The 19,432-nt window shown below is 72.7% G+C and carries 18 protein-coding genes; 5 read left to right on the forward strand and 13 right to left on the reverse strand.

Features of this window, described 5'->3' with window-relative positions; genetic code table 11:
* Positions 1 to 5: 5 nt before the first annotated feature.
* The 10 genes from ASG94_RS05395 to mfd all read right to left on the reverse strand — a co-directional run bounded on the left by ASG94_RS05395 (position 6) and on the right by mfd (position 10,311).
* Positions 6 to 563: a peptide deformylase gene (locus tag ASG94_RS05395; protein ID WP_056925324.1), complete on the reverse strand. Its 558-nt coding sequence runs from the start codon at positions 561 to 563 to the stop codon at positions 6 to 8.
* Positions 560 to 1,078 (reverse strand): glycine cleavage system protein R, encoded by a 519-nt coding sequence (locus tag ASG94_RS05400; RefSeq protein WP_056925325.1) that lies wholly within the window; start codon positions 1,076 to 1,078, stop codon positions 560 to 562. The genes ASG94_RS05395 and ASG94_RS05400 overlap by 4 nt, the downstream gene beginning before the upstream one ends.
* Positions 1,075 to 1,929, reverse strand: a complete 855-nt coding sequence (locus ASG94_RS05405) for a uracil-DNA glycosylase (protein WP_082623946.1) — start codon at positions 1,927 to 1,929, stop codon at positions 1,075 to 1,077. The genes ASG94_RS05400 and ASG94_RS05405 overlap by 4 nt, the downstream gene beginning before the upstream one ends.
* 9 nt (positions 1,930 to 1,938) lie before the next feature.
* The gene (locus ASG94_RS05410) at positions 1,939 to 2,859 is read right to left on the reverse strand and encodes a Ppx/GppA phosphatase family protein (RefSeq protein WP_056925326.1); all 921 of its coding nucleotides are present in this window, start codon (positions 2,857 to 2,859) and stop codon (positions 1,939 to 1,941) included.
* Positions 2,852 to 3,385 (reverse strand): DUF501 domain-containing protein, encoded by a 534-nt coding sequence (locus ASG94_RS05415; protein WP_056925327.1) that lies wholly within the window; start codon positions 3,383 to 3,385, stop codon positions 2,852 to 2,854. The genes ASG94_RS05410 and ASG94_RS05415 overlap by 8 nt, the downstream gene beginning before the upstream one ends.
* A complete protein-coding gene (locus ASG94_RS05420) occupies positions 3,382 to 3,984 on the reverse strand; it encodes an FtsB family cell division protein (protein ID WP_056925328.1) in 603 nt (200 codons plus the stop codon). The genes ASG94_RS05415 and ASG94_RS05420 overlap by 4 nt, the downstream gene beginning before the upstream one ends.
* 19 nt (positions 3,985 to 4,003) lie before the next feature.
* Positions 4,004 to 5,281, reverse strand: coding sequence for a phosphopyruvate hydratase (gene eno, locus ASG94_RS05425; RefSeq protein WP_056925329.1), 1,278 nt, complete (start codon positions 5,279 to 5,281; stop codon positions 4,004 to 4,006).
* 80 nt (positions 5,282 to 5,361) lie between these two features.
* Entirely contained in the window at positions 5,362 to 6,024 is a 663-nt protein-coding gene (locus tag ASG94_RS05430; RefSeq protein ID WP_235537135.1) for a MazG family protein, read from the reverse strand.
* Positions 6,025 to 6,031: 7 nt separating this feature from the next.
* Positions 6,032 to 6,727, reverse strand: coding sequence for a hypothetical protein (locus ASG94_RS05435; RefSeq protein ID WP_056925330.1), 696 nt, complete (start codon positions 6,725 to 6,727; stop codon positions 6,032 to 6,034).
* A 47-nt stretch (positions 6,728 to 6,774) separates the two neighbouring features.
* Entirely contained in the window at positions 6,775 to 10,311 is a 3,537-nt protein-coding gene (mfd, locus tag ASG94_RS05440) for a transcription-repair coupling factor (protein WP_056925331.1), read from the reverse strand.
* A gap of 226 nt (positions 10,312 to 10,537) precedes the next feature.
* Between mfd and ASG94_RS05445 the strand changes: the two genes are divergently transcribed.
* The gene (locus tag ASG94_RS05445) at positions 10,538 to 11,218 is read left to right on the forward strand and encodes a hypothetical protein (RefSeq protein WP_056925332.1); all 681 of its coding nucleotides are present in this window, start codon (positions 10,538 to 10,540) and stop codon (positions 11,216 to 11,218) included.
* A 118-nt stretch (positions 11,219 to 11,336) separates the two neighbouring features.
* On the opposite strand, the gene ASG94_RS05450 is transcribed toward ASG94_RS05445, so the two are convergent.
* From ASG94_RS05450 to ASG94_RS05460, 3 genes are all read right to left on the reverse strand, one after another.
* Entirely contained in the window at positions 11,337 to 11,747 is a 411-nt protein-coding gene (locus ASG94_RS05450; RefSeq protein WP_056925333.1) for a VOC family protein, read from the reverse strand.
* Between the two features lie 78 nt (positions 11,748 to 11,825).
* Positions 11,826 to 12,614, reverse strand: coding sequence for a 3'(2'),5'-bisphosphate nucleotidase CysQ (locus tag ASG94_RS05455; protein WP_235537136.1), 789 nt, complete (start codon positions 12,612 to 12,614; stop codon positions 11,826 to 11,828).
* Between the two features lie 42 nt (positions 12,615 to 12,656).
* A complete protein-coding gene (locus tag ASG94_RS05460) occupies positions 12,657 to 13,373 on the reverse strand; it encodes a helix-turn-helix transcriptional regulator (RefSeq protein ID WP_056925334.1) in 717 nt (238 codons plus the stop codon).
* 409 nt (positions 13,374 to 13,782) lie between these two features.
* On the opposite strand from ASG94_RS05460, the gene ASG94_RS05465 reads away from it, so the two are divergent.
* The 4 genes from ASG94_RS05465 (at position 13,783) to ASG94_RS21960 (ending at position 19,372) form a co-directional block, all read left to right on the forward strand.
* The gene (locus tag ASG94_RS05465) at positions 13,783 to 15,177 is read left to right on the forward strand and encodes a sensor histidine kinase (RefSeq protein WP_056925335.1); all 1,395 of its coding nucleotides are present in this window, start codon (positions 13,783 to 13,785) and stop codon (positions 15,175 to 15,177) included.
* A gap of 1 nt (position 15,178) precedes the next feature.
* Positions 15,179 to 15,925, forward strand: coding sequence for a response regulator transcription factor (locus tag ASG94_RS05470; RefSeq protein WP_082623949.1), 747 nt, complete (start codon positions 15,179 to 15,181; stop codon positions 15,923 to 15,925).
* Between the two features lie 39 nt (positions 15,926 to 15,964).
* Positions 15,965 to 17,404: a sugar transferase gene (locus ASG94_RS05475; protein WP_056925336.1), complete on the forward strand. Its 1,440-nt coding sequence runs from the start codon at positions 15,965 to 15,967 to the stop codon at positions 17,402 to 17,404.
* 66 nt (positions 17,405 to 17,470) lie between these two features.
* Positions 17,471 to 19,372 carry a PKD domain-containing protein gene (locus ASG94_RS21960; protein WP_162260787.1) on the forward strand — a complete coding sequence of 634 codons (1,902 nt, stop codon included), beginning with the start codon at positions 17,471 to 17,473 and terminating at the stop codon, positions 19,370 to 19,372.
* Positions 19,373 to 19,432 lie beyond the last annotated feature (60 nt).

A 19,432-nucleotide genomic window follows, 5' to 3' on the forward strand; every position in this document is an offset into this window, starting at 1 on the left:
GCTCGTCACAGGTAGGTCTTGCGCGCGTAGATCGCGTGCGCCCCCGCCGCCCGGTCGAGGAAGAGCAGGCCGTCGCAGTGGTCGATCTCGTGCTGGAGGGCGCGCGCCTCGAAGGCGTTGGCCTCGAGGGTGACCTCCTCACCGGTGCCGGGGAGCTGGCCACGGACGACCACCCGGCTGGGTCGCTTCACGTCGCCGGTCAGGTCGGGCACGCTCATGCAGCCCTCGCGGGCCTTCTCGTTGCGGCTCGACTCGACCACCTCGGCGTTGCACAGCACGAAGGTCCCGTGGTGGTCGCGGGTCTTGGGGTGCTCGGAGACGTCGACGCAGAACACCTTGACGCCCTCCCCCACCTGCGGGGCGGCGAGCCCGACGCACCCGGGCGAGACCCGCATCGTCGCGACCAGGTCGGCGGCGAGCTGCACGGTCTCCGGGGCGGTGGGGTCGACCCGGTCGCCGTCGGTCGACAGCACCCGGGCAGGAGCGCGTACGACGTCGCGCACGCGCCCGACGACGTCGAGGTCGGCCTCGGTCCAGGCCGCCACGTGGGGATGGACGCTCACAGCTCGTCGGACTCCGCGGGCCGCAGGGTGACCCCGACGCCCAGCTGGTCGGCCACCGACCGCAGCGACCCCGCGAGGGAGTCGGCGTCCACCGAGGCCGGCAGGTCGAGCTCGGCGATGAGCAGGTAGAGGTCGCCGGCCAAGCGCGTGGTCAGGTCGGTGACGTTTCCGCCCACCTCCGCGATCTCGCCGATGACCGCGGACACGATGCCGGGCCGGTCGCCACCGTGGACGGTGAGCACCCACTGGCTGCCGACCGCGGCGTGCGGCTCCTCCTCGGGGACCTCGCGGACCGTCACCGTGAGGGTGCCGTCCGCGGCGAGCGGCGCGAGCGCCTCCTCGATGTCGGCCGCCCGCGCGTCACCGGCGCACACGAGCGTCATGGCGAAGTGGCCCCGCAGCAGCGTCATCGTCGAGTCCTCGAGGTTGAGGCCCAGCCCGGCGAGGCGGTCGGTCGTGCCGGCGATGATCCCCGGGCGGTCGTGGCCGAGGACGGTGATGGCGTGGAGGGTCACGGCGCCATTCTGTCAGGGTCCGGACCCGGGTCCGCCGCGAGCGTCCGTGCCCGCCGGAACACGTCGTCGAGCATGTCCGGCGTCAGCCGTCCGGTGAAGGTGTTGTGCTGCGAGGGGTGGTAGCAGCCGAGCCGGACGACGTCGCCGATGCGCACCTCGGCGGCGTGGCCGAACCGGGGCCGCGGCCGGGGCACCTCGAGCCCCAGGCCCGCCAGCCCGGTGAGGGCGCCCGCCCACCCGTAGGCCCCCAGCGCGACGACGACGCGGACGTGGGGCGCCAGCAGCCGCAGCTCGGTGTGCAGCCACGGGGCGCAGGTGTCGCGCTCCTGCGGCGTCGGCTTGTTGTCCGGCGGCGCGCAGCGCACGGTGGCCACCATCCGGGTGCCGACCAGCTGCTGCCCGTCGTCGGCGTGGGTGCTCGTCGGCAGCGTCGCGAGCCCGACCCGGTGCAGGCTGGCGAAGAGCCAGTCGCCGCTCGAGTCCCCGGTGAAGACGCGTCCGGTGCGGTTGCCGCCGTTGGCCGCCGGCGCCAGCCCCACGACGAGGATGCCGGCCTCCGGGTCGCCCCAGCCGGGGATGGGCCGTCCCCAGTAGGGCTGGTCGGCGAAGGAGGTCCGCTTGTCGCGCGCCACGTCCTCGCGCCACCGCACCAGCCGCGGGCAGGCCGAGCAGACGCTGACCCGGGCGTCCAGCAGGTCGAGGTCGTCGGTCGACGCGAGGCGTCGTACGCCGTTCGCGGACCGCGCCACCCGGGTGTCGGGAGCGGCCGGGTCACCCGGCCAGCCGGTGCCCGGCGGGACCGGGGAGGGGAAGGGCCGGCCGGTCGACGGGTGCGGCAGGTCGACGGGCACGGCGCCGCCTCAGGACCCGGTCGAGGTACCGATGGAGGCCGCGATGCCGTGCAGGATGTCGGCCTCGGAGACGCGGTAGGTCGGCCCCAGGGCCCGGGCCAGGATGCGTGTCCAGATGAGGGCCCCCGCGCCGACCACGTCGGCGCGACCAGGGTGCATGTAGGGCAGCGCGCGGCGCTGCTCGACCCGCATCGCGACCAGCCGGTCGCAGAAGTCCAACGTGTCCGCGACGGACAGCTCGGCGCCGTCGAAGGCGTCCCGGTCGTACACCGCCAGGCCCAGCACCCCGCACGCGATGGTCTTGATCGTCCCCGAGGTGCCGATGACCGTGCGGGCGCTCGCGACGTCCACGCCCGAGTCGTCGAGGTGCCGCTCGACGTCGGCGACGCACGCGGCGACCTGCGCGCCCGTCGGCGGGTCGGAGTGCAGGTGCCGCTCGTGCAGGCGCACCGACCCGATGTCCATCGAGGTCGACTCCCGCGGCCCGTCCTCGCCCAGGACCAGCTCGGTGGAGCCGCCGCCGATGTCGACGACCAGCACCGGCTCCGGGGGCATCGGGGTCAGCGGGCCGACGGCGCCGGCGTAGACCAGGGCCGCCTCCTCGGCGCCGGACAGCACCTGCGGGGTCACGCCGAGACGGGCGCGCACGCCCTCGACGAAGACGGCGGCGTTGCGGGCGTCGCGGGTGGCCGAGGTGGCGCAGAACCGGGTCCGCTCGGGTGGGACGCCGAGGTCGCGGAGCATCCCGCCGAGCTCGTCGATCGCCGCGAACGTCCGGGCCAGCGCCTCCTGCGACAGCTCCCCGGTGGTGTCGACCCCCTGCCCGAGGCGCACCACGCGCGACTCGCGCAGGACGACCGCGGGCGGCGTACCGATGAGGAGCTTGATCGAGTTGGTGCCGCAGTCGATCGCCCCGACCAGCTCACCCATCGGCGCGAGCGCGCTCGACGCACGGGCCGGTGGCCCACCACTCCCCGAGCAGGTCGAGGACCTCGTCGCCCAGCGGGTTGACGCCGCGGCCCTGCGCCAGCGACTGCCCGGCGAGGACGTGCAGGCACTTGACCCGGTCGGGCATCCCGCCCGCCGTGATGCCGGCGATCTCGGGGACGTCCTGGTCGGCCCCGGCCGCGAGCGCGTCGCGCGCGGCCACGTAGGCCTCGTGGGCGGCGCGGTAGGCCGCCGCGAGCTCAGGGTCCTCGCCGAGCCGGTCCTGCATCTCCTTCATCAGGCCGGAGCCCTCGAGGGTGCCGATGCGGGAGGCCGCGCGCGGGCAGGTGAGGTAGTACGTGGTGGGGAACGGCGTGCCGTTCGGCAGCCGAGGCAGGGTCGTCACCACGTCGGGGTTGCCGCAGGGGCAGCGGTGCCCGATCTCGTGGATGGCGCGCGGCTCGCGGCCGAGCTGGGCCGCGACCGCGGCGACGTCGGCGGGGTCGACGGGTTCTGCTACTGAGGTCACTGCTGTCCGGACTTGTCGAGCTTGACGCCGTCGATGACCGACGGGGTCTCGGGCTGGGGCGGGGGCGGGTTGCCGGCGAGCTCCACGGAGTCCCAGGCCGGCGACCACCACGGGGTCGGCTCGATCTTGAGCACGTCGTCGGGGTCGTTGAGGGTGGCCTGCTGCTCCAGCGGCCGGCCGTTCTCGTCGAGCACCTGGAACCCGGTCTCCCCCGGCATGAGGTAGCCGAAGCGGGCCCGGGCCTGGGCCTTGACGTACGCCGGGTCCTCCCAGCGCTGCTTCTCGCGCTCGAGGTCGTTGATCGCCGCCTCGCGCTCGGCGATCGCGGTCTTGAGCTCGGAGATGTGCGAGCGCTGCTGGAGGTAGGCCCGCATCGAGGAGGCGTACGAGACCGTCAGCACGGCGAGCACGAGCACCAGCACGGCGGCGCGACCGGTGAGCCGCGGTCGCCGCGGCGACGGCGCACCCGGGCGCGCTCCCGCCGGGGTGGCCGGCCGGGACGCGGTGGACCGGCCGCGCTGCGTGCGCGAGCCGGGCCCCGTGGTCCTGCCGGGTCCACCCCGGGGAGTGCCCCTCTTGCTGGAGGGCTGCTGAGCCATGGGGAGCAGTCTGCCCCGATCAGCCCTTGAAACGGGGGAACGCGCCCGCGCCGGCGTAGCGAGCCGCGTCACCCAGCTCGTCCTCGATGCGGAGCAGCTGGTTGTACTTCGCGACGCGCTCGGAGCGGGCCGGCGCACCGGTCTTGATCTGCCCGCAGTTGGTGGCGACGGCGAGGTCGGCGATGGTCGTGTCCTCGGTCTCGCCCGAGCGGTGGCTCATCATGCAGCGGAAGCCGTTGCGGTGCGCGAGGTCGACGGAGTCGAGGGTCTCGGTGAGCGAGCCGATCTGGTTGACCTTGACCAGCAGCGCGTTGGCCGACTGCTCGGCGATGCCACGCCCGAGCCGTTCGACGTTGGTGACGAACAGGTCGTCGCCGACGATCTGGGTCCGGTCGCCGAGCTGGGCGGTGAGGGTCTGCCAGCCGGACCAGTCGTCCTCGTCGAGCGGGTCCTCGATCGAGACGATCGGGTACGCCGCGACGAGCTCGGCGTAGTAGGCCGTCATCTCCTCGGCCGACTTCTTCTTGCCCTCGAAGGCGTACTTCTTGCGGTCGTGGAACTCGCTGGCCGCCACGTCGAGCGCCAGCGCGATGTCCTTGCCGAGCTTGAGCCCGGCCGACTTCACGGCCTCGGCGATCAGGTCCAGAGCCGCGCGGTTGGACGACAGGTCGGGGGCGAAGCCGCCCTCGTCGCCGAGCCCGGTGGCCAGGCCCTTCTTCTTCAGCACCGCCTTGAGCGCGTGGTAGACCTCGGCACCCTGCTGCAGCGCCTCGGCGAAGGTCGCCGCGCCGATCGGGGCGATCATGAACTCCTGGATGTCGACGTTGGAGTCGGCGTGGGAGCCGCCGTTGAGGATGTTCATCATCGGCACCGGGAGCAGGTGGGCGTTGGGGCCGCCGACGTAGCGGAACAGCGGCAGGCCGGCCGACTCCGACGCCGCCCGCGCGGTGGCCAGCGAGGCACCGAGGATCGCGTTGGCGCCGAGCTTGGCCTTGTTGGGCGTGCCGTCGAGGTCGAGCATGGCCTGGTCGACGAGGCGCTGGTCGTCGGCCTCGAGGCCCACGATCACCCCGGCGATGTCCTCCACAACGCCCTTGACGGCCTTCTGCACGCCCTTGCCGACGTACCGCTTGCCGCCGTCGCGCAGCTCGACGGCCTCGAAGGCACCGGTCGAGGCGCCGCTGGGCACGGCGGCGCGTCCGAACGCGCCGTCCTCGAGGAGGACCTCCACCTCGACGGTGGGGTTGCCTCGCGAGTCGAGGATCTCGCGGGCGCCGACAGCTGCGATGGATGCCACAGGTTGCTCCTGGGAAGTCGTGGGTGGGGTCGAGTGCGACCTCAGCCTAGACCCGCACGTGACGGTGCCGCCCGGGCCGTTCAGGCGGGGTCGTCGGCCCCCGGCCGATCGGCTGGCGCATCGGTCCGACGGCGTACGGCGACGCGCAGCGCCTGCTCGGGGTCGACGCCCGCCGCGCGTCCGGCCGCCACCAGCTCCAGCAGCCGCTCCCCCAGCTCCTCGGACGTCATGGGAGGTGGCTGCTCCTCCTGGCGTCCGGCGCGGGAGAGTCGGTCGAGCACCTTGTCGGCGTACAGCAGGGCGGGCAGGCCCGGGGGCAGGCCGTCGGTGACCGCGGTGCGCTGCGGCTTCTCGACCGCCTTGCGTGCCTCCCACTCGGCGTTGACCTGCTCGGGGGTGAGGACCTCGCCAGTGGCCTCACCGAAGACGTGGGGGTTGCGCCGGCGCAGCTTGGCGACGATGTCGGCGGCGACGTCGTCGATGCTCCACTCCCCCCGCTCCTCGGCGATGGCGGCGTGGAAGTAGACCTGGAGCAGCAGGTCGCCGAGCTCCTCGCGCAGGTGGTCCCAGTCGCCGGACGCCGCCCCCGCGTCGATCGCCTCGAGGGTCTCGTGGGTCTCCTCGAGGAGGTAGCGCGCCAGGGAGGCATGGGTCTGGGCGGCCTTCCACGGGCATTCGGCCCGCAGCCGGCGCATCACCCCCACGAACTCGACCAGCGGCTCGCCCGACGCGGGCTGCGACACCACGAGATCAGCCGCAGCGGTGGTTCTCGGGCAGCGTGTTGGCGTAGGTGACGTCGGGCTCGGTCGCCAGGCCGGCCTTCGCGTCCTCGCCGACGGCCACCGACAGGTTGGTGTCGACCGGGGTGAGGGTGCCGTCGACCAGCTCCACGCCGTAGCGCGGGTCCACCGTGACGCCGTGGGCGTCGGGCCACGAGGTGAAGATGTCGGTGCCGGCCTGGGTGACCTGCTCCACGCTGGGCTCCGCGAAGCCCTGCTCGGCCAGCTCGGCGCGACCGACCTGCTCGAGGACGTCGTTGGCCAGCGCGTTGGCGCTCATCACCTCGACGTAGTCGTCGCGCACCTCCTCGGGGAAGGCCGCCGCGGTGCGGGTGCGCGAGGCGACCTCGCGCTCGTACGCCGCGCCCGGCTCCACGCCGTACTCGTCCGCGATCTGGCGCGCGGTCGACGACAGCGTCATCAGCTGGACCACGCCCTGGCGGATGAAGCCCATCGGCACCACCGTGCCGTTGGCGCTGAACTCGTCGCCGAGCGCGGTGCACAGGTGCCCCGACGCGCTGTCGACGGTGCTCGTGGAGATCGTCTCGTCGCCGACCTCGATGGCCACGCCGGGCCGGGCGCTGCTGCCGCAGCCGCTCAGCACCAGGCCGGAGAGGGCCACGGCCCCCGCCGTCCGCAGGGCGGTCTTCGCTCGGGTCCTGCTCACGCGACACTCCTCGACACTGGAACTCCTGGACTGGACCGGCCCGCGACCTACGAGGCCCCGGGCGGGTCGATGATGGTGTCGATCACACCACGGGCCCATTCAAGCAGGGCGATGCCCGTGATCGGCTTGCCCCCGATGACAGCGGTCTGCGGGCGCGGCACCAGGATCGTGCTCACCGGGGCCTTGACGATCGACTTCGGGTAGATCCGGTTGAGGCGTACGACGCGCGACTCGGGCAGGTCGACGGGTGCGAACCGGACGTTCTTGCCCGCGATCGTCACCTCCCCGACGCCGGCGCGCCGGGCCCGGGCGCGGAAGCGGGCCACGATCAGCAGCGACTCCACCACGGCCGGCGGCTCGCCGTACCGGTCGACGAGCTCCTCACGCAGGCCGTCGACGTCCTCGTCGGAGCGCACCTCGGCGAGGCGCTTGTAGATCTCGAGGCGCAACCGCTCGGAGGGGATGTAGTCGTGCGGCAGGTGGGCGTCGACGGGCAGCTCGATGCGCACCTCGTTGACCTCGGGCTCGGCGTCGCCCTTGAAGTCCGCGACCGCCTCCCCCACCAGGCGCACGTAGAGGTCGAAGCCGACGTCGGCGATGTGGCCGGACTGCTCGCCGCCGAGCAGGTTGCCCGCGCCGCGGATCTCGAGGTCCTTCATCGCGATCGCCATGCCACCGCCGAGGTCGGAGTGCTGGGCGAGGGTGGCCAGCCGCTCGTGGGCGGTCTCGGTGAGCGGCTTCTCGGCCGGGTAGAGGAAGTAGGCGTAGGCGCGCTCGCGGGAGCGGCCGACGCGTCCGCGCAGCTGGTGCAGCTGGGACAGGCCGAGGGTGTCGGCCCGCTCGATGATCATCGTGTTGGCGTTGGACACGTCGAGGCCCGACTCCACGATGGTCGTGCAGACCAGCACGTCGAAGCGCTTCTCCCAGAAGTCGAGCATCACCTGCTCGAGCTGGTGCTCGCCCATCTGGCCGTGCGCCGTGGCGACCCGGGCCTCGGGCACGAGCTCGCGGATGCGGGCGGCGGCCTTCTCGATCGAGTTGACCCGGTTGTGGATGAAGAAGACCTGGCCCTCGCGCAGCAGCTCGCGGCGGACGGCGGCGACCACCTGGCGGTCCTCGTAGGCGCCCACGTAGGTCAGCACCGGGTGCCGCTCCTCGGGCGGGGTGGTGATCGTCGACATCTCCCGGATGCCGGTGACCGCCATCTCGAGCGTGCGCGGGATCGGGGTGGCGCTCATGGAGAGCACGTCGACCGAGGTGCGCAGCCGCTTCATCTGCTCCTTGTGCTCGACACCGAAGCGCTGCTCCTCGTCGACGATGATCAGCCCGAGGTCCTTCATCCGGATGTCGGGGTTGAGCAGCCGGTGGGTGCCCACCACGACGTCCACCTCGCCGGTGGCGAGCTGGTCGATGACCTCGCGAGCCTCCTTGTCGGTCTGGAAGCGCGAGAGCCCCTTGAGCACCACCGGGAAGCCGCTCATCCGCTCGGTGAAGGTGCTGAGGTGCTGGGTGACGAGCAGCGTGGTCGGCACCAGCACGGCCACCTGCTTGCCGTCCTGCACGGCCTTGAAGGCGGCGCGGACAGCGATCTCGGTCTTGCCGTAGCCGACGTCACCGCAGACGAGGCGGTCCATCGGGACCGTGCGCCGCATGTCGGCCTTGACCTCGTCGACCGTGCTCAGCTGGTCGGGGGTCTCGTTGAAGGGGAAGGCGTCCTCGAGCTCGCGCTGCCACGGCGTGTCCGGGCCGAAGGCGTGGCCCTGGGTGGCCTGGCGGGCGGCGTAGAGCTTGATGAGCTCGGCCGCGATCTCGCGGACCGCCTTGCGGGCGCGGTTCTTGCGCTTGGTCCAGTCGCCGCCGCCGAGCCGGTCGAGGCTGGGCTGCTCCCCGCCGACGTAGCGGGTGACCTGGTCGAGGGTGTCGGCCGGCACGAAGAGCCGGTCCGGCGGCGCGCCGCGCTTGGACGCGCCGTACTCCAGGACGAGGTACTCGCGGGTCGCGCCCGCCATCTCGCGCTGCATCATCTCGACGAACCGGCCGACGCCGTGCTGCTCGTGGACGACGTAGTCGCCGGCCTTGAGCTCGAGGGGGTCGATCTGCTTCTTGCGCCGGGCCGGCATCTTGCGCATGTCGCGCGTGGACGCCTTCTGCCCGCTGAGGTCCTCGCCGGTGATGAGCGCGAGCCGCACGGCGGGGTCGACGACGCCCTGGGTCAGGCAGCCGGTGGTGACGGTGACGACGCCCTCGCCCTCGGCGTCGAGACCGGCCGGCACGTCGTGCTCGCCCAGCACCTCCACCATCCGCTCGGCCGGGCCGTGGCCGGGGTGGACGACGGTGACGCGGAAGCCGTCGGCCAACCAGCCACGGACGTCGGCGATCGCACGCTCGAGGTCGCCGCGGTAGGCCTCGGCCGGCTGGGCGGTGAGGGCCCGCGAGGACACCGCGCCGACCACCACGTCGAGGTCCACGCCGGGGACGTCGTCGGTCTCGATGCCGAACGGGCTCACGGTCCACCAGGCCAGGCGGCGGTCGAGGGAGTGCTCGCGCACGTCGGCGACCTCGCGGTAGGACGCCGTCGACAGGTCGATCGGCGACTGGCCGCCTCCGGCCGCGGCGGCCCAGCTGGCACCGAGGAACTCCTCGCTGGTCGCCACCAGGTCGTGGGCACGGGTCCGCGCGCGCTCGGGGTCGAGCACCAGCACCGTGGTGTCCTCGGGGACGAGGTCGACCAGCAGCTCCATCTCGTCGACCAGGGCCGGGGCCAGGGACTCCATGCCCTCCACCGCGATCCCGGCAGCGATCTTGTCGGTCAGCTCCAGCAGCTGCGGGTGCGCGCGACCCAGCTCGGCCGCGCGGCGGCGTACCTCGTCGGTGAGCAGCAGCTCGCGGCACGGCGGCGCCCACAGCCGCTCCACGGTGCCCATCGTGCGCTGGTCGGCGACCGAGAAGGCGCGGATCTCCTCCACGTCGTCGCCCCAGAACTCCACCCGCAGCGGGTGCTCCTCGGTCGGGGGGAAGACGTCGACGATGCCGCCGCGCACGGCGCACTCGCCGCGCTTCTCCACCATGTCGACGCGGGTGTACGCCGCGTCCGCGAGGCCGCGGACGACGTCCTCGAGCCCGACGGTCTGGCCGGGCACGAGCTCGACCGGCTCGAGGTCGGCCAGGCCGCGGACCTGGGGCTGGAGCAGCGAGCGGATGGGGGCGACGACCACCGACAGCGGGCCGTTGGTGGCGTCGGTGCCGGGATGGCGCAGCCGACGCAGGACCGCGAGCCGCCGCCCCACGGTGTCGCTGCGCGGGCTCAGCCGCTCGTGCGGCAGCGTCTCCCAGCTCGGGTAGTAGGCGATGCGGGCCGGGTCGACGAGGTCCACCAGCTCCTCGACGAGGTCCTCGGCCTCGCGCGCGGTGGCGGTCACCGCCAGCACGATCCGGCCGGCCTCGACGAGACCGCGGATCACGAAGGGGCGCACCGCGGCGGGACCGGTGAGGTCGAGGGCTGCGACGTCGCGGGCGTCGGCCATCGCCTCGGCCAGCACCGGTCCGGCCAGCAGGTCGTCGGCCACACGGGTCAGCGCGCTCATCGCGTCCTCTCATCGGGGTCGGCGACGCCCCTGCGGGCACGCCGTCGAGCCCCCGTCCAGCCGAGGACGGGGGTCGGCGGTCAGTCTACGAAAGCCGCGTGAAGTCCACCGGTCCGGATGGGTTTGCGGCGGCACGCGGCCGGGTAGGTCGCGGCCAGCGGGCCGCGACCGGCCCGCGTCTGACATCAGGGCGCCGACGGCGTCCACCGAAAGGGGAACGGGGCACATGCGCTTCACTCGACTCATCGCCGGCCTGACCACGGCCGGCCTCCTCGGGCTCGCGCCGGTGGCGCTCAGCGCGCCGGCCGAGGCCACCGACAACCTCACGACCACCACGACGCTGGAGCTCGCCTACGGCGACAACCCGGTCGAGTACGGCGGCGACGTCGTCCTGCAGGGCGCCGTGGTCGCCTCCGACGGCAGCAGCGCCTACGAGGGCACCGCGACGCTCTACCAGTACACCCCGTCCAACCCGACGTGGACGCCCGTCGCCACCGTCGACGCCAGCGGCTACCTGAGCCTCCCCGACCTGAAGCCCACCTCCAACGTGGCCTACAAGGTCGTCTACTCCGGCTACACGGCGACCAGCACGTACGAGGACACCTACGCCCCGAGCGAGTCCGCCGTCCTCAACATCGGTGTGACCTACAAGCTCAGGGCCAAGACGCCCGGGACGAGCATCGTCGGCAAGATCAAGCCGTCGTACAAGAACAAGAAGGTCGTCATCGAGCGCAAGGTCGGCAAGCGGTACAAGAAGTACCGCACGGTCAAGACCAACAAGAAGAGCGCCTTCCGGGTCAAGCTCCCCACCGGCCGTCGCGGCCAGAAGGTCTACTTCCGCGTGATCATCAAGGGCACCAGCAAGATCACCACGCTGTCCGCGGGCTTCTACACGATCCGCTACTGACGCTGCACGACTCGACGGGCAGCCCGCAGGGCGACCCGGACCCTGCACGACCCACCACAGCGCACTCGGCCCCGGAGCACCGCTCCGGGGCCGAGTCGCGTTCAGGGGAGGCTCGTCCTCATTCCTCGGCCACGGGTCCCGCGTGGACCTCGTCGAGCGACCTGAGGATGCAGAACTCATTGCCCTCCGGGTCGGCCAGCACGACCCAGCCGGTGCCCGGACCGTATCGGCCGCGCTGGTCGCCCACCTGGCGCGCGCCCATCGCCACCACCCGCTCGACCTCCTCGTCCCGGGTGCCCTCGCGCGGGCGGAGGTCGAAGTGGATCCGCTTGGTCGGGAGCTCGGCATCGGGCACCTCGATGAACAGGATGCGATGACCGGACTCGAGGTCGCGGATCATGCACTCCTCGTGGCCGGGCAGGTTGGGGTCGCCCTCGATGTCGGCGTAGCCCAGCAGGGCCTTCCACCACTCGGAGAGCTCGTAGGCGTTGCGGCAGTCGACCGTGGTGTGGGCGATGAGGGAGGTCATGGGCCCACCGTGGCAGGCCGCGCCGACTTCGCCCACCGGTTTTCCACCCGTGCCGGCCCGGCGGGCGCCGGTAGCTGGTCAGTCGGTCCCGTGCGAGCGGACGAACGCGATGATCTGCTCGGCCAGCTCGGGACGGCACACGATCAGGTCGGGCAACGACGTGTCGTCCTCGTTGTAGACCAGGGGCGAGCCGTCGACGCGCGAGCAGTGCAGGCCGGCGGCGCGCGCGACCACGACCGGGGCGGCGTTGTCCCACTGGTACTGCCCACCGGCGTGGACGTAGGCGTCGGCGAGGTCGCGCACGACGCTCATCACCTTGACGCCGGCCGAGCCCATCGGCACCAGCTCGGCGTCGATCTCGGCGGCGAGCGCCTCGACGAAGGCCGGCGGCCGGGTGCGGCTCACCGCGATGCGGGGCCGCTCGGCGGTGCGCGCCGGGACCGCGCGCGGCGTACCGGTGCTGAAGGTCTCGCCCAGCGCCGGTTGGGCGACCGCGCCGGCGACCAGCTCGCCGTCCTCCCAGAGTGCGACGTGCACGGCCCAGTCGTCGCGCGGCGGCTCGGAGAACTCCCGGGTGCCGTCGAGCGGGTCGATGATCCAGACCCGACGCGCCCGGAGGCGAGCCTTGTCGTCGGCCGCCTCCTCGCTCAGCACCGCGTCGTCCGGACGGTGCTGACCCAGCACCCGCGCCAGCACGTCCTGGGCCGCGGCGTCGCCGGCGTCCTTGAGCGCCCGGCCCTCGAGGCCGCGCTCGTCGGCCCCGGCGCGCACCTCGAGGAGGACGGCGCCGGCCTGCTCGGCCGCCCAGGCGGCGAAGGCGTGGTCATCCAGCTGGCTCGGGTCGGTGCCCGGGGTCGTCTCAGTCACCGGGGCAGCCTAGCGAGGCCGAGGACGTACGCCGGTCGGGGATCAGTGCGCCCGGCCCGCGGGGGCGACGCCCTCGATGTCGGGGCGCCTGCGCAAGATGGCCGCCGCCGCGAGCTGGGAGCTGACCCCCAGCTTGTTGCGTGCGGACTTGACGTGGCTGCGCACCGTCGTGACGGCCACGCCCAGGGAGGTGGCGATCTCGGTCACGGACTCGCCCCGCGAGACCCGCTCCAGGACGTCGAGCTCCCGCGGCGAGAGCCGCGACAGCCGGCCGGCCATCTCCTCGAACTGGCTGGTGACCTCCTCCCACTCCTGGATCATCGACGCGCGGCTCTGCGGGTCCACGACGTCGTCGCCGGCCAGGACGTGCTCGATGGTCTCGACCAGGTCGTCGAGGGAGACCTGGGAGGACAGCACGGCCTCCGCGCCGCTCGACATGAGGGCCACCCAGATCATCCCCGTCGGGGCCGAGGTGAGCACGATGCAGCGCGCCGGGCAGGAGGCGACCCTCTCCCGGGCCCGGCGGAGGTCCCCGGGTCCGTCCACGTCGTCGAGCAGCAGCACCAGGTCGTCGGGGCGCACCAGCGAGGTGGCCCACGGCACGCCCTCCTCGGGCAGCCTGAGGCACAGCGCCGCCAGCCCACGTCCGTGCAGGGCGGCCTGCACGGTCTGGCCCAGCAGGGCCAGCCGGGCAGCCACGTGGATGGTGGGGTGCCCGCGGCGCGAGGCGCCCCGGGACGGGGGATGGGGTTGCGACATGCGTCGTCCTCCCAGCTCGATGGACGTCGGCGCACCATGGGTGTGACGCCGGCGTGGAGTGCCCACAGTGCCTTCCTCATTCTCCCCCGTCGGCGCAACCATCATGGATCTGCGCAGAATTGGGGACGCCCCTGCGTCGGTTCCATACCACAATTGGGGTAGGGCCCAGAAAATTTTCCTGTACGTCAGCGCGTCGCGGCCCTAGCGTGTGTCTCGCAACACCATGGTGGTTCGAACGTGATCCGGGGGCCGGGGGGCTGATCGATCGGGTCGGACCACACATCCACGAACGCCCGCACGGACAGGCCTGGGGGGTCCATCCGTGCGTCTCCCCGGCAGCATGATCTCGGGGGAAGGTTCGAATCAGGTGACTGTGCCTTGGTTGAGCCGTCAGAGGCTGGGCGGCCCTATGTACATCGCGTCGGCGGCTGCGGCCACCGCGGCGGCAGTGATGATCAGCACGACGCGCGACGAGTGGGTCGTCCCACCCGCGCTGCTGGTGGGGACGGCGGCGACGATCGTGGCCCTCGCCGCCTCGATCCTCTTCTACGTGACGTGGCGCATGGCGCCGACCGTGACCCACGGGTGGTGGGCCGCTGCCGCGATCTTCGGGTGCGTCCAGTGGCTGGCCGTGCCCCGAGCGGGGGTGGTCGACGCCGAGGTCCTCGCGCGTCCCGGCTGGCAGACGATCGCCAACGCGGTCTCCGCGCTCGTGGTCCTGGGGCTCGTGGTCGCCGGCACCCGGGCGACCCGCGCTCCCGAGCCGCTCGCGCTCGGGCTCGTGCTCGGCATCCTGGTCGGACTCGGCCGCCTGGCGACCGCCGGGCTCGCGCCCCTCGGTCTCCCGCCGCTGACCGTCGACACGCTGGCCGCCGTGATCACGTCGGTGCACGTCCTCGTCGTGGTGGTCGTGCTGCGCCACCCCGTCCCGGGCGGCTGGACCACGCCCCGCGTCCTCACGCTCCTCCTCATGCTCGGCGCGGCCAACCTGGCACAGACGCCGGTGATCCACGGACCGTGGGTCGAGAGCGGGGTGGCGGTCGCCCACCTGGTCGGCGCCTGCCTGTTCATCGGCGTCTCCTTCGCCATGATGCGCGACGTCATCTCCCTGCAGGAGCGCACCACCACCGACCTCAACGACCGGCTCGAGGCCGCCGAGGCCGTCGGCCGCGACGGCAAGGAGCGCCTGCACGAGATCCGCAGCACCGTGGCCGGCATCAGCAACGCCTCCCGCCTGCTCCACGACGGCAAGGTGGCAGCAACGACCCGGCGGCGTCTCGACGAGAACATGCGCATGGAGATGTCGCGCCTCGAGCGGCTGCTCGACAACCGGCAGCCCACCGTGCCCGAGCCTGTCGACCTCGACGCCACCATCGACCCGCTGCTCGAGCTGCACCGGGCACGCGGCCGCCGCATCATCTGGCAGCCCACCGGTCAGGTCGTGCGTGGGCGCCGCGACGACATCGCCGAGGTCATCAACATCCTCCTCGAGAACGCCGCCACGCACGCGGCGGACACCGAGAGCCGCATCGAGGTGACCCGCGACGACGACGACGTCGCGATCCGCATCGCCGACGGCGGACCCGGCATCCCGCCGGAGGTGCGCGACGGCATCTTCGAGTGGGGAGTGCGCGGGGACACCTCGGCCGGCCAGGGGATCGGTCTCAACGTCGGTCGCCGGCTGCTGTCGGAGCAGGGTGGCTCGCTCACCCTGGCCGACCCGCACGAGCCGGGCGCGACGGTGCGCTCGGGCACGGGTGCCACCTTCGTCATCAAGCTGCCCGCCGCGCGGAAGGGTGACTGAGATGTCCGAGGGACCCCTCGCCAAGTCACGCAGCCGGGTGCTCATCATCGAGGACCACACGCTCTTCGCCGAGTCGCTGGAGGTGGCCCTCTCGCTGGAGGGCTACGACGTACGACGGCTGCCGCTGCCGGACGAGGGCGGCTCGCTGGCCACCCTGCGCTCGACGGCCCTGCGCACCAACCCGCGCATCGTGCTCCTGGACCTCGACCTGGGCCGGTTCGGCGACGGGGCCGCCCTCATCGCCCCGCTCTCCCGCGCCGGGGCCAACGTGGTGGTCGTGACCTCCTCGGTGGACCGGGCCCGGTGGGGTGGCTGCGTACGCTCCGGCGCCCGCAAGGTGCTGTCCAAGTCCGGGCCGCTGCAGGACACCCTGGCCACCGTCCGCCGTCTGCACCAGGGGTTGCCGGTGATGTCCGCCGAGGAGCTCGAGGGGCTGCTCAGCGCCTGGGGTGCCGACGCCGTGGAGAACCAGGACAAGCGCCGTCGGCTGGAGACCCTCACGCCACGGGAGCGACAGGTGCTGGCCCAGCTCATGGACGGTCACACGGTGCGCGAGATCGCGACGACCAGCGTCGTCTCCGAGGCGACGGTGCGCACCCAGGTCAAGTCCATCCTCGCCAAGCTGGAGGTCTCCTCCCAGCTGGCGGCCGTGGGCCTGGCCCACAAGGCCGGCTGGCAGTCGCACGGCCCGGGCCCCCGCATGGATATGCCGCATATGCGGCATGCGCGCACCGACCCGCGTTCCTAGGCTCGTCCTACTGCACACGCGTGGTCGGAAGGGGGACGGATGACACAGGTCACCACGCCCCTGGTCGGCGACCTGGTCGGAGACGTCGGCAAGCCCCCCGCGACCGTCGCTGCAGACCAGGTCGTCGGCGCCGTCCGCGCCGGCATCCGCCGCTCCCGCCGCTGGGTGCGCCCCGTCGGGGACCTTCTCGCCGCCGGGGTCGCCTCCCTCCTCACCCTCGCGGTCGGCGTGCCGATCGAGCCGGTCGTGATGGTCGTGCTCGTCCTGGCCTGGCCGGCCCTGCTCGCGTCCAACGGCCGCTACCACCGCCGTCCGCTCGGTGAGACCGCGTCGACACGTTCGGCCGGCGTCCTGCGCAGCGGGGCGGTCCTGGGACTGGGCAGCTGGGTGCTGCAGCCCTGGGTGGGGACGCTCGCCGACCCGTCCGTGCTGGTGCCCGCCACCGCCGCCGTCACCGCCAGCGCGCTGGTGACCTCGCTGCTGCGGCGTCCCGATCGCAACCCCACCCGTGTGGCCCTCGTCGGTCACCCCCTCGACGTCGAGACGGCCGCGCTCGAGCTGATGACGAGCCCGCGCCACGAGGTCGCGGCGCTCTGCGTGTCGGAGGCTCCCCTGGCCCACCGCGGCGAGATCCCCATGACGGTCGGCGTCGCCGATGCGGTGGCGGTCGCCCGTCGTTCGGGCGCCTCGGCCCTGCTGGCGATCCCCGGCCCGGACCTCACCACGGTCGAGCTCCGGCGGCTCCTGTGGGGTGCGGCGGAGTCCGGCATCGACGTCTACGTCGGGACCGGGCTGCTCGACGTGGCCCCCGCGCGCATGTCGGTGACCCAAGGAGCGGGACTGGACCTCATCCACGTCCGCCCCTCTCCGTCCCGGGGCGCACGCCGCCTGGTCAAGGCCCTGTTCGACCGAATCGTCGCGGCGCTGGCCCTCCTGGTGCTGCTGCCCGCCCTGTTCGCCGTCGCCGTCCTCGTGCGCCGCGACTCGGCCGGGCCGGCGATCTTCCGCCAGCAGCGGATCGGCCGGGACGGCCAGTGCTTCACCATGCTCAAGTTCCGCACGATGACCACCGAGGCCGAGCACGTCAAGGCGGCGCTCAGCGAGCGCAACGAGTCGGACGGCGTGCTCTTCAAGATGAAGGCCGACCCCCGCGTGACCCGGGTCGGCGCCGTCCTGCGCCGCTACTCCGTCGACGAGCTCCCCCAGCTCGTCAACGTCCTCCTCGGGCAGATGTCCCTGGTCGGGCCGCGGCCCGCCCTCGCGCAGGAGGTCGACCAGTACACCGTCGACCCCCGTCGCCGCCTCGCCGTCAAGCCCGGTCTCACCGGACTGTGGCAGGTCTCCGGCCGCTCGGACCTCAGCTGGGCCGAGTCGGTGCGCCTCGACGTCCGGTACGTCGACAACTGGTCCCTGCGACTCGACCTGGAGATCCTGGTACGCACCGTCGGCGCGGTGCTGAGCCACCGCGGCGCCTACTGATCACGCGCGTGAAGATCGCCCACGGAGGCGAGGGCACGAGCCACGATCCGGGAGTAGCGTCCCAGCATGAGAGTGCCCCGTGGGGCCATGATCGCTGGGGTCGCCGTCGTGACGCTCGTCGCCGGCGTGCCGACCTTCAGCGCGACCGACGAGCCGGCGGTGCACTTCACCGCGGCCGGTGACTTCTCGTCCTCCACTGCCGCCCGGAGCGTCCTCGCCGGGATGCGTCAGCCCGGGACCAACCTGTCGCTGGCGCTGGGAGACCTCTCCTACGCCCCGACGGGCACCGAGCAGACGTGGTGCGACCTGGTGACCTCGTCCGTGGGGTCGGGCTACCCGTTCGAGCTGGTTGCCGGCAACCACGAGAGCAACGGTCAGAACGGCAACATCAACGACTTCTCCGCCTGCCTGCCGAACCAGCTCCCGGGGGCCGTCGGCACCTACGGTCGTCAGTACTACGTGGACGTCCCGGCCGCTGCACCCTTGGTGCGCTACATCCTGATCTCCCCCGGCATCGAGTTCCCCGACGGGGCATGGTCGTACGACGCCGGCACCACCCACCACGCCTGGACCACCGCGGCGATCGACTCGGCGCGTGCCGCGGGGATCCCGTGGGTGGTGGTCGGCATGCACAAACCGTGCCTGTCCGTGGGCGAGTACGCCTGTGACCCGGGCGCGGACATCATGAACCTCCTGGTCGAGAAGAGGGTCGACCTCGTCCTCACCGGCCACGAGCACCAGTACGCCAGGACTCGCCAGCTGGCGACGTCTCCCGGGTGCCTGCGCCTCGTCCCGGGCACGTTCACACCTGCCTGCATCGCTGATCCGGACGACACGATGGTCAAGGGCGCCGGGACCGTGTTCGCCACCGTGGGCACGGGAGGGGTCGCCCTGCGTCCGGTCAACACCGACGACGCCGAGCTCCCGTACTTCGCCACCACCTCCGGGTCCGACAGGGATCCGGCGCACGGCTACCTGGACGTCGGTCTGACCGCCGATCGGCTCGAGGCACGGTTCACCCCCGTCGACTCCGCCACCTTCGGCGACTCCTTCACGCTGGCGAGGGGCAACCTCGCGCCCTCGGCGGCGTTCACCTCGTCCGTCCAGGACCTGAGGGTGTCCCTCGACGGGTCCGGCTCCAGCGACCCCGACGGCACGGTGGCGTCGTACAGCTGGGACTTCGGCGACGGAGCCACCGGCTCCGGGGCCGTCGTCACCCACGACTACGCGTCGGGCGGCGCCTACACCGTGGCCCTGACCGTCGTCGACGCCGAGGGGGCGTCGAGCACCACGTCGACGACGCTGGGGGTGCAGGAGCCGTCGGGCGACCCGGAGCCGTTCGCCACGGACGCGTTCGAGAGGAACCTGACCGGCCAGTGGGGCGCGGCGGACCTGGGCGGAGGCTGGACGATGTCGAGTGCCGCGAACTTCAGCGTGAGCGGCGGAACGGGCTACATCCGGATGCCGTCCGCCGGCGCTGCGCCCAACGCGCACCTGGCCGCGACCAGCAGCACGGACACGGACATGCGGGTGGTGGTCGGACAGGACAAGCCGCCCACGGGCACCGGCACGACCATCCGTGTGCAGCCGCGTCGCACGGGCAACGGGGACGGCTACTTCTCGGCCGTCCGCTTCGTTCCCAACGCGAGCGTGGTCGTGACCCTCGTCCGCCTGGTCGGCTCGCAGACCAAGCTGGCCAGCATCACCGCGCCCGGTCTCGCCCACCAGCCTGGCGACACGTTCCACGTCCGCACGCAGGTGACCGGCGTGTCCCCCACCACCGTCCGGACGAAGGTCTGGGAGGTCGGGACCCCCGAACCCGCGCAGTGGCTCCTCTCGGCCACCGACGACACCCCCGGGCTCCAGACGGCCGGCGGCGTCGGGCTTCGTGCCGAGCTGGGCACGAACTCCACGAACGCTCCGGTCCGAGCATCGTTCGACGAGGTCTGGGCAGGGCCCACCGGCTGATCTGCGAGCTTCCGTCCGCCTCGGACGAGTCGTCGCGACCGACACGCTGACGCGGACGGA

It is taken from the genome of Nocardioides sp. Soil805 (assembly GCF_001429625.1).
Lineage (GTDB): Bacteria > Actinomycetota > Actinomycetes > Propionibacteriales > Nocardioidaceae > Nocardioides.

Coding starts and splice junctions, on each gene's coding strand:
- ASG94_RS05410 (WP_056925326.1), bottom strand. CDS start 2,859: ATGGGTGAGCTGGTCGGGGCGATCGACTGCGGCACCAACTCGATCAAG.
- ASG94_RS05420 (WP_056925328.1), bottom strand. CDS start 3,984: ATGGCTCAGCAGCCCTCCAGCAAGAGGGGCACTCCCCGGGGTGGACCC.
- mfd (WP_056925331.1), bottom strand. CDS start 10,311: ATGAGCGCGCTGACCCGTGTGGCCGACGACCTGCTGGCCGGACCGGTG.
- ASG94_RS05445 (WP_056925332.1), top strand. CDS start 10,538: ATGCGCTTCACTCGACTCATCGCCGGCCTGACCACGGCCGGCCTCCTC.
- ASG94_RS05450 (WP_056925333.1), bottom strand. CDS start 11,747: ATGACCTCCCTCATCGCCCACACCACGGTCGACTGCCGCAACGCCTAC.
- ASG94_RS05460 (WP_056925334.1), bottom strand. CDS start 13,373: ATGTCGCAACCCCATCCCCCGTCCCGGGGCGCCTCGCGCCGCGGGCAC.
- ASG94_RS05465 (WP_056925335.1), top strand. CDS start 13,783: ATGTACATCGCGTCGGCGGCTGCGGCCACCGCGGCGGCAGTGATGATC.
- ASG94_RS05470 (WP_082623949.1), top strand. CDS start 15,179: ATGTCCGAGGGACCCCTCGCCAAGTCACGCAGCCGGGTGCTCATCATC.
- ASG94_RS05475 (WP_056925336.1), top strand. CDS start 15,965: ATGACACAGGTCACCACGCCCCTGGTCGGCGACCTGGTCGGAGACGTC.
- ASG94_RS21960 (WP_162260787.1), top strand. CDS start 17,471: ATGAGAGTGCCCCGTGGGGCCATGATCGCTGGGGTCGCCGTCGTGACG.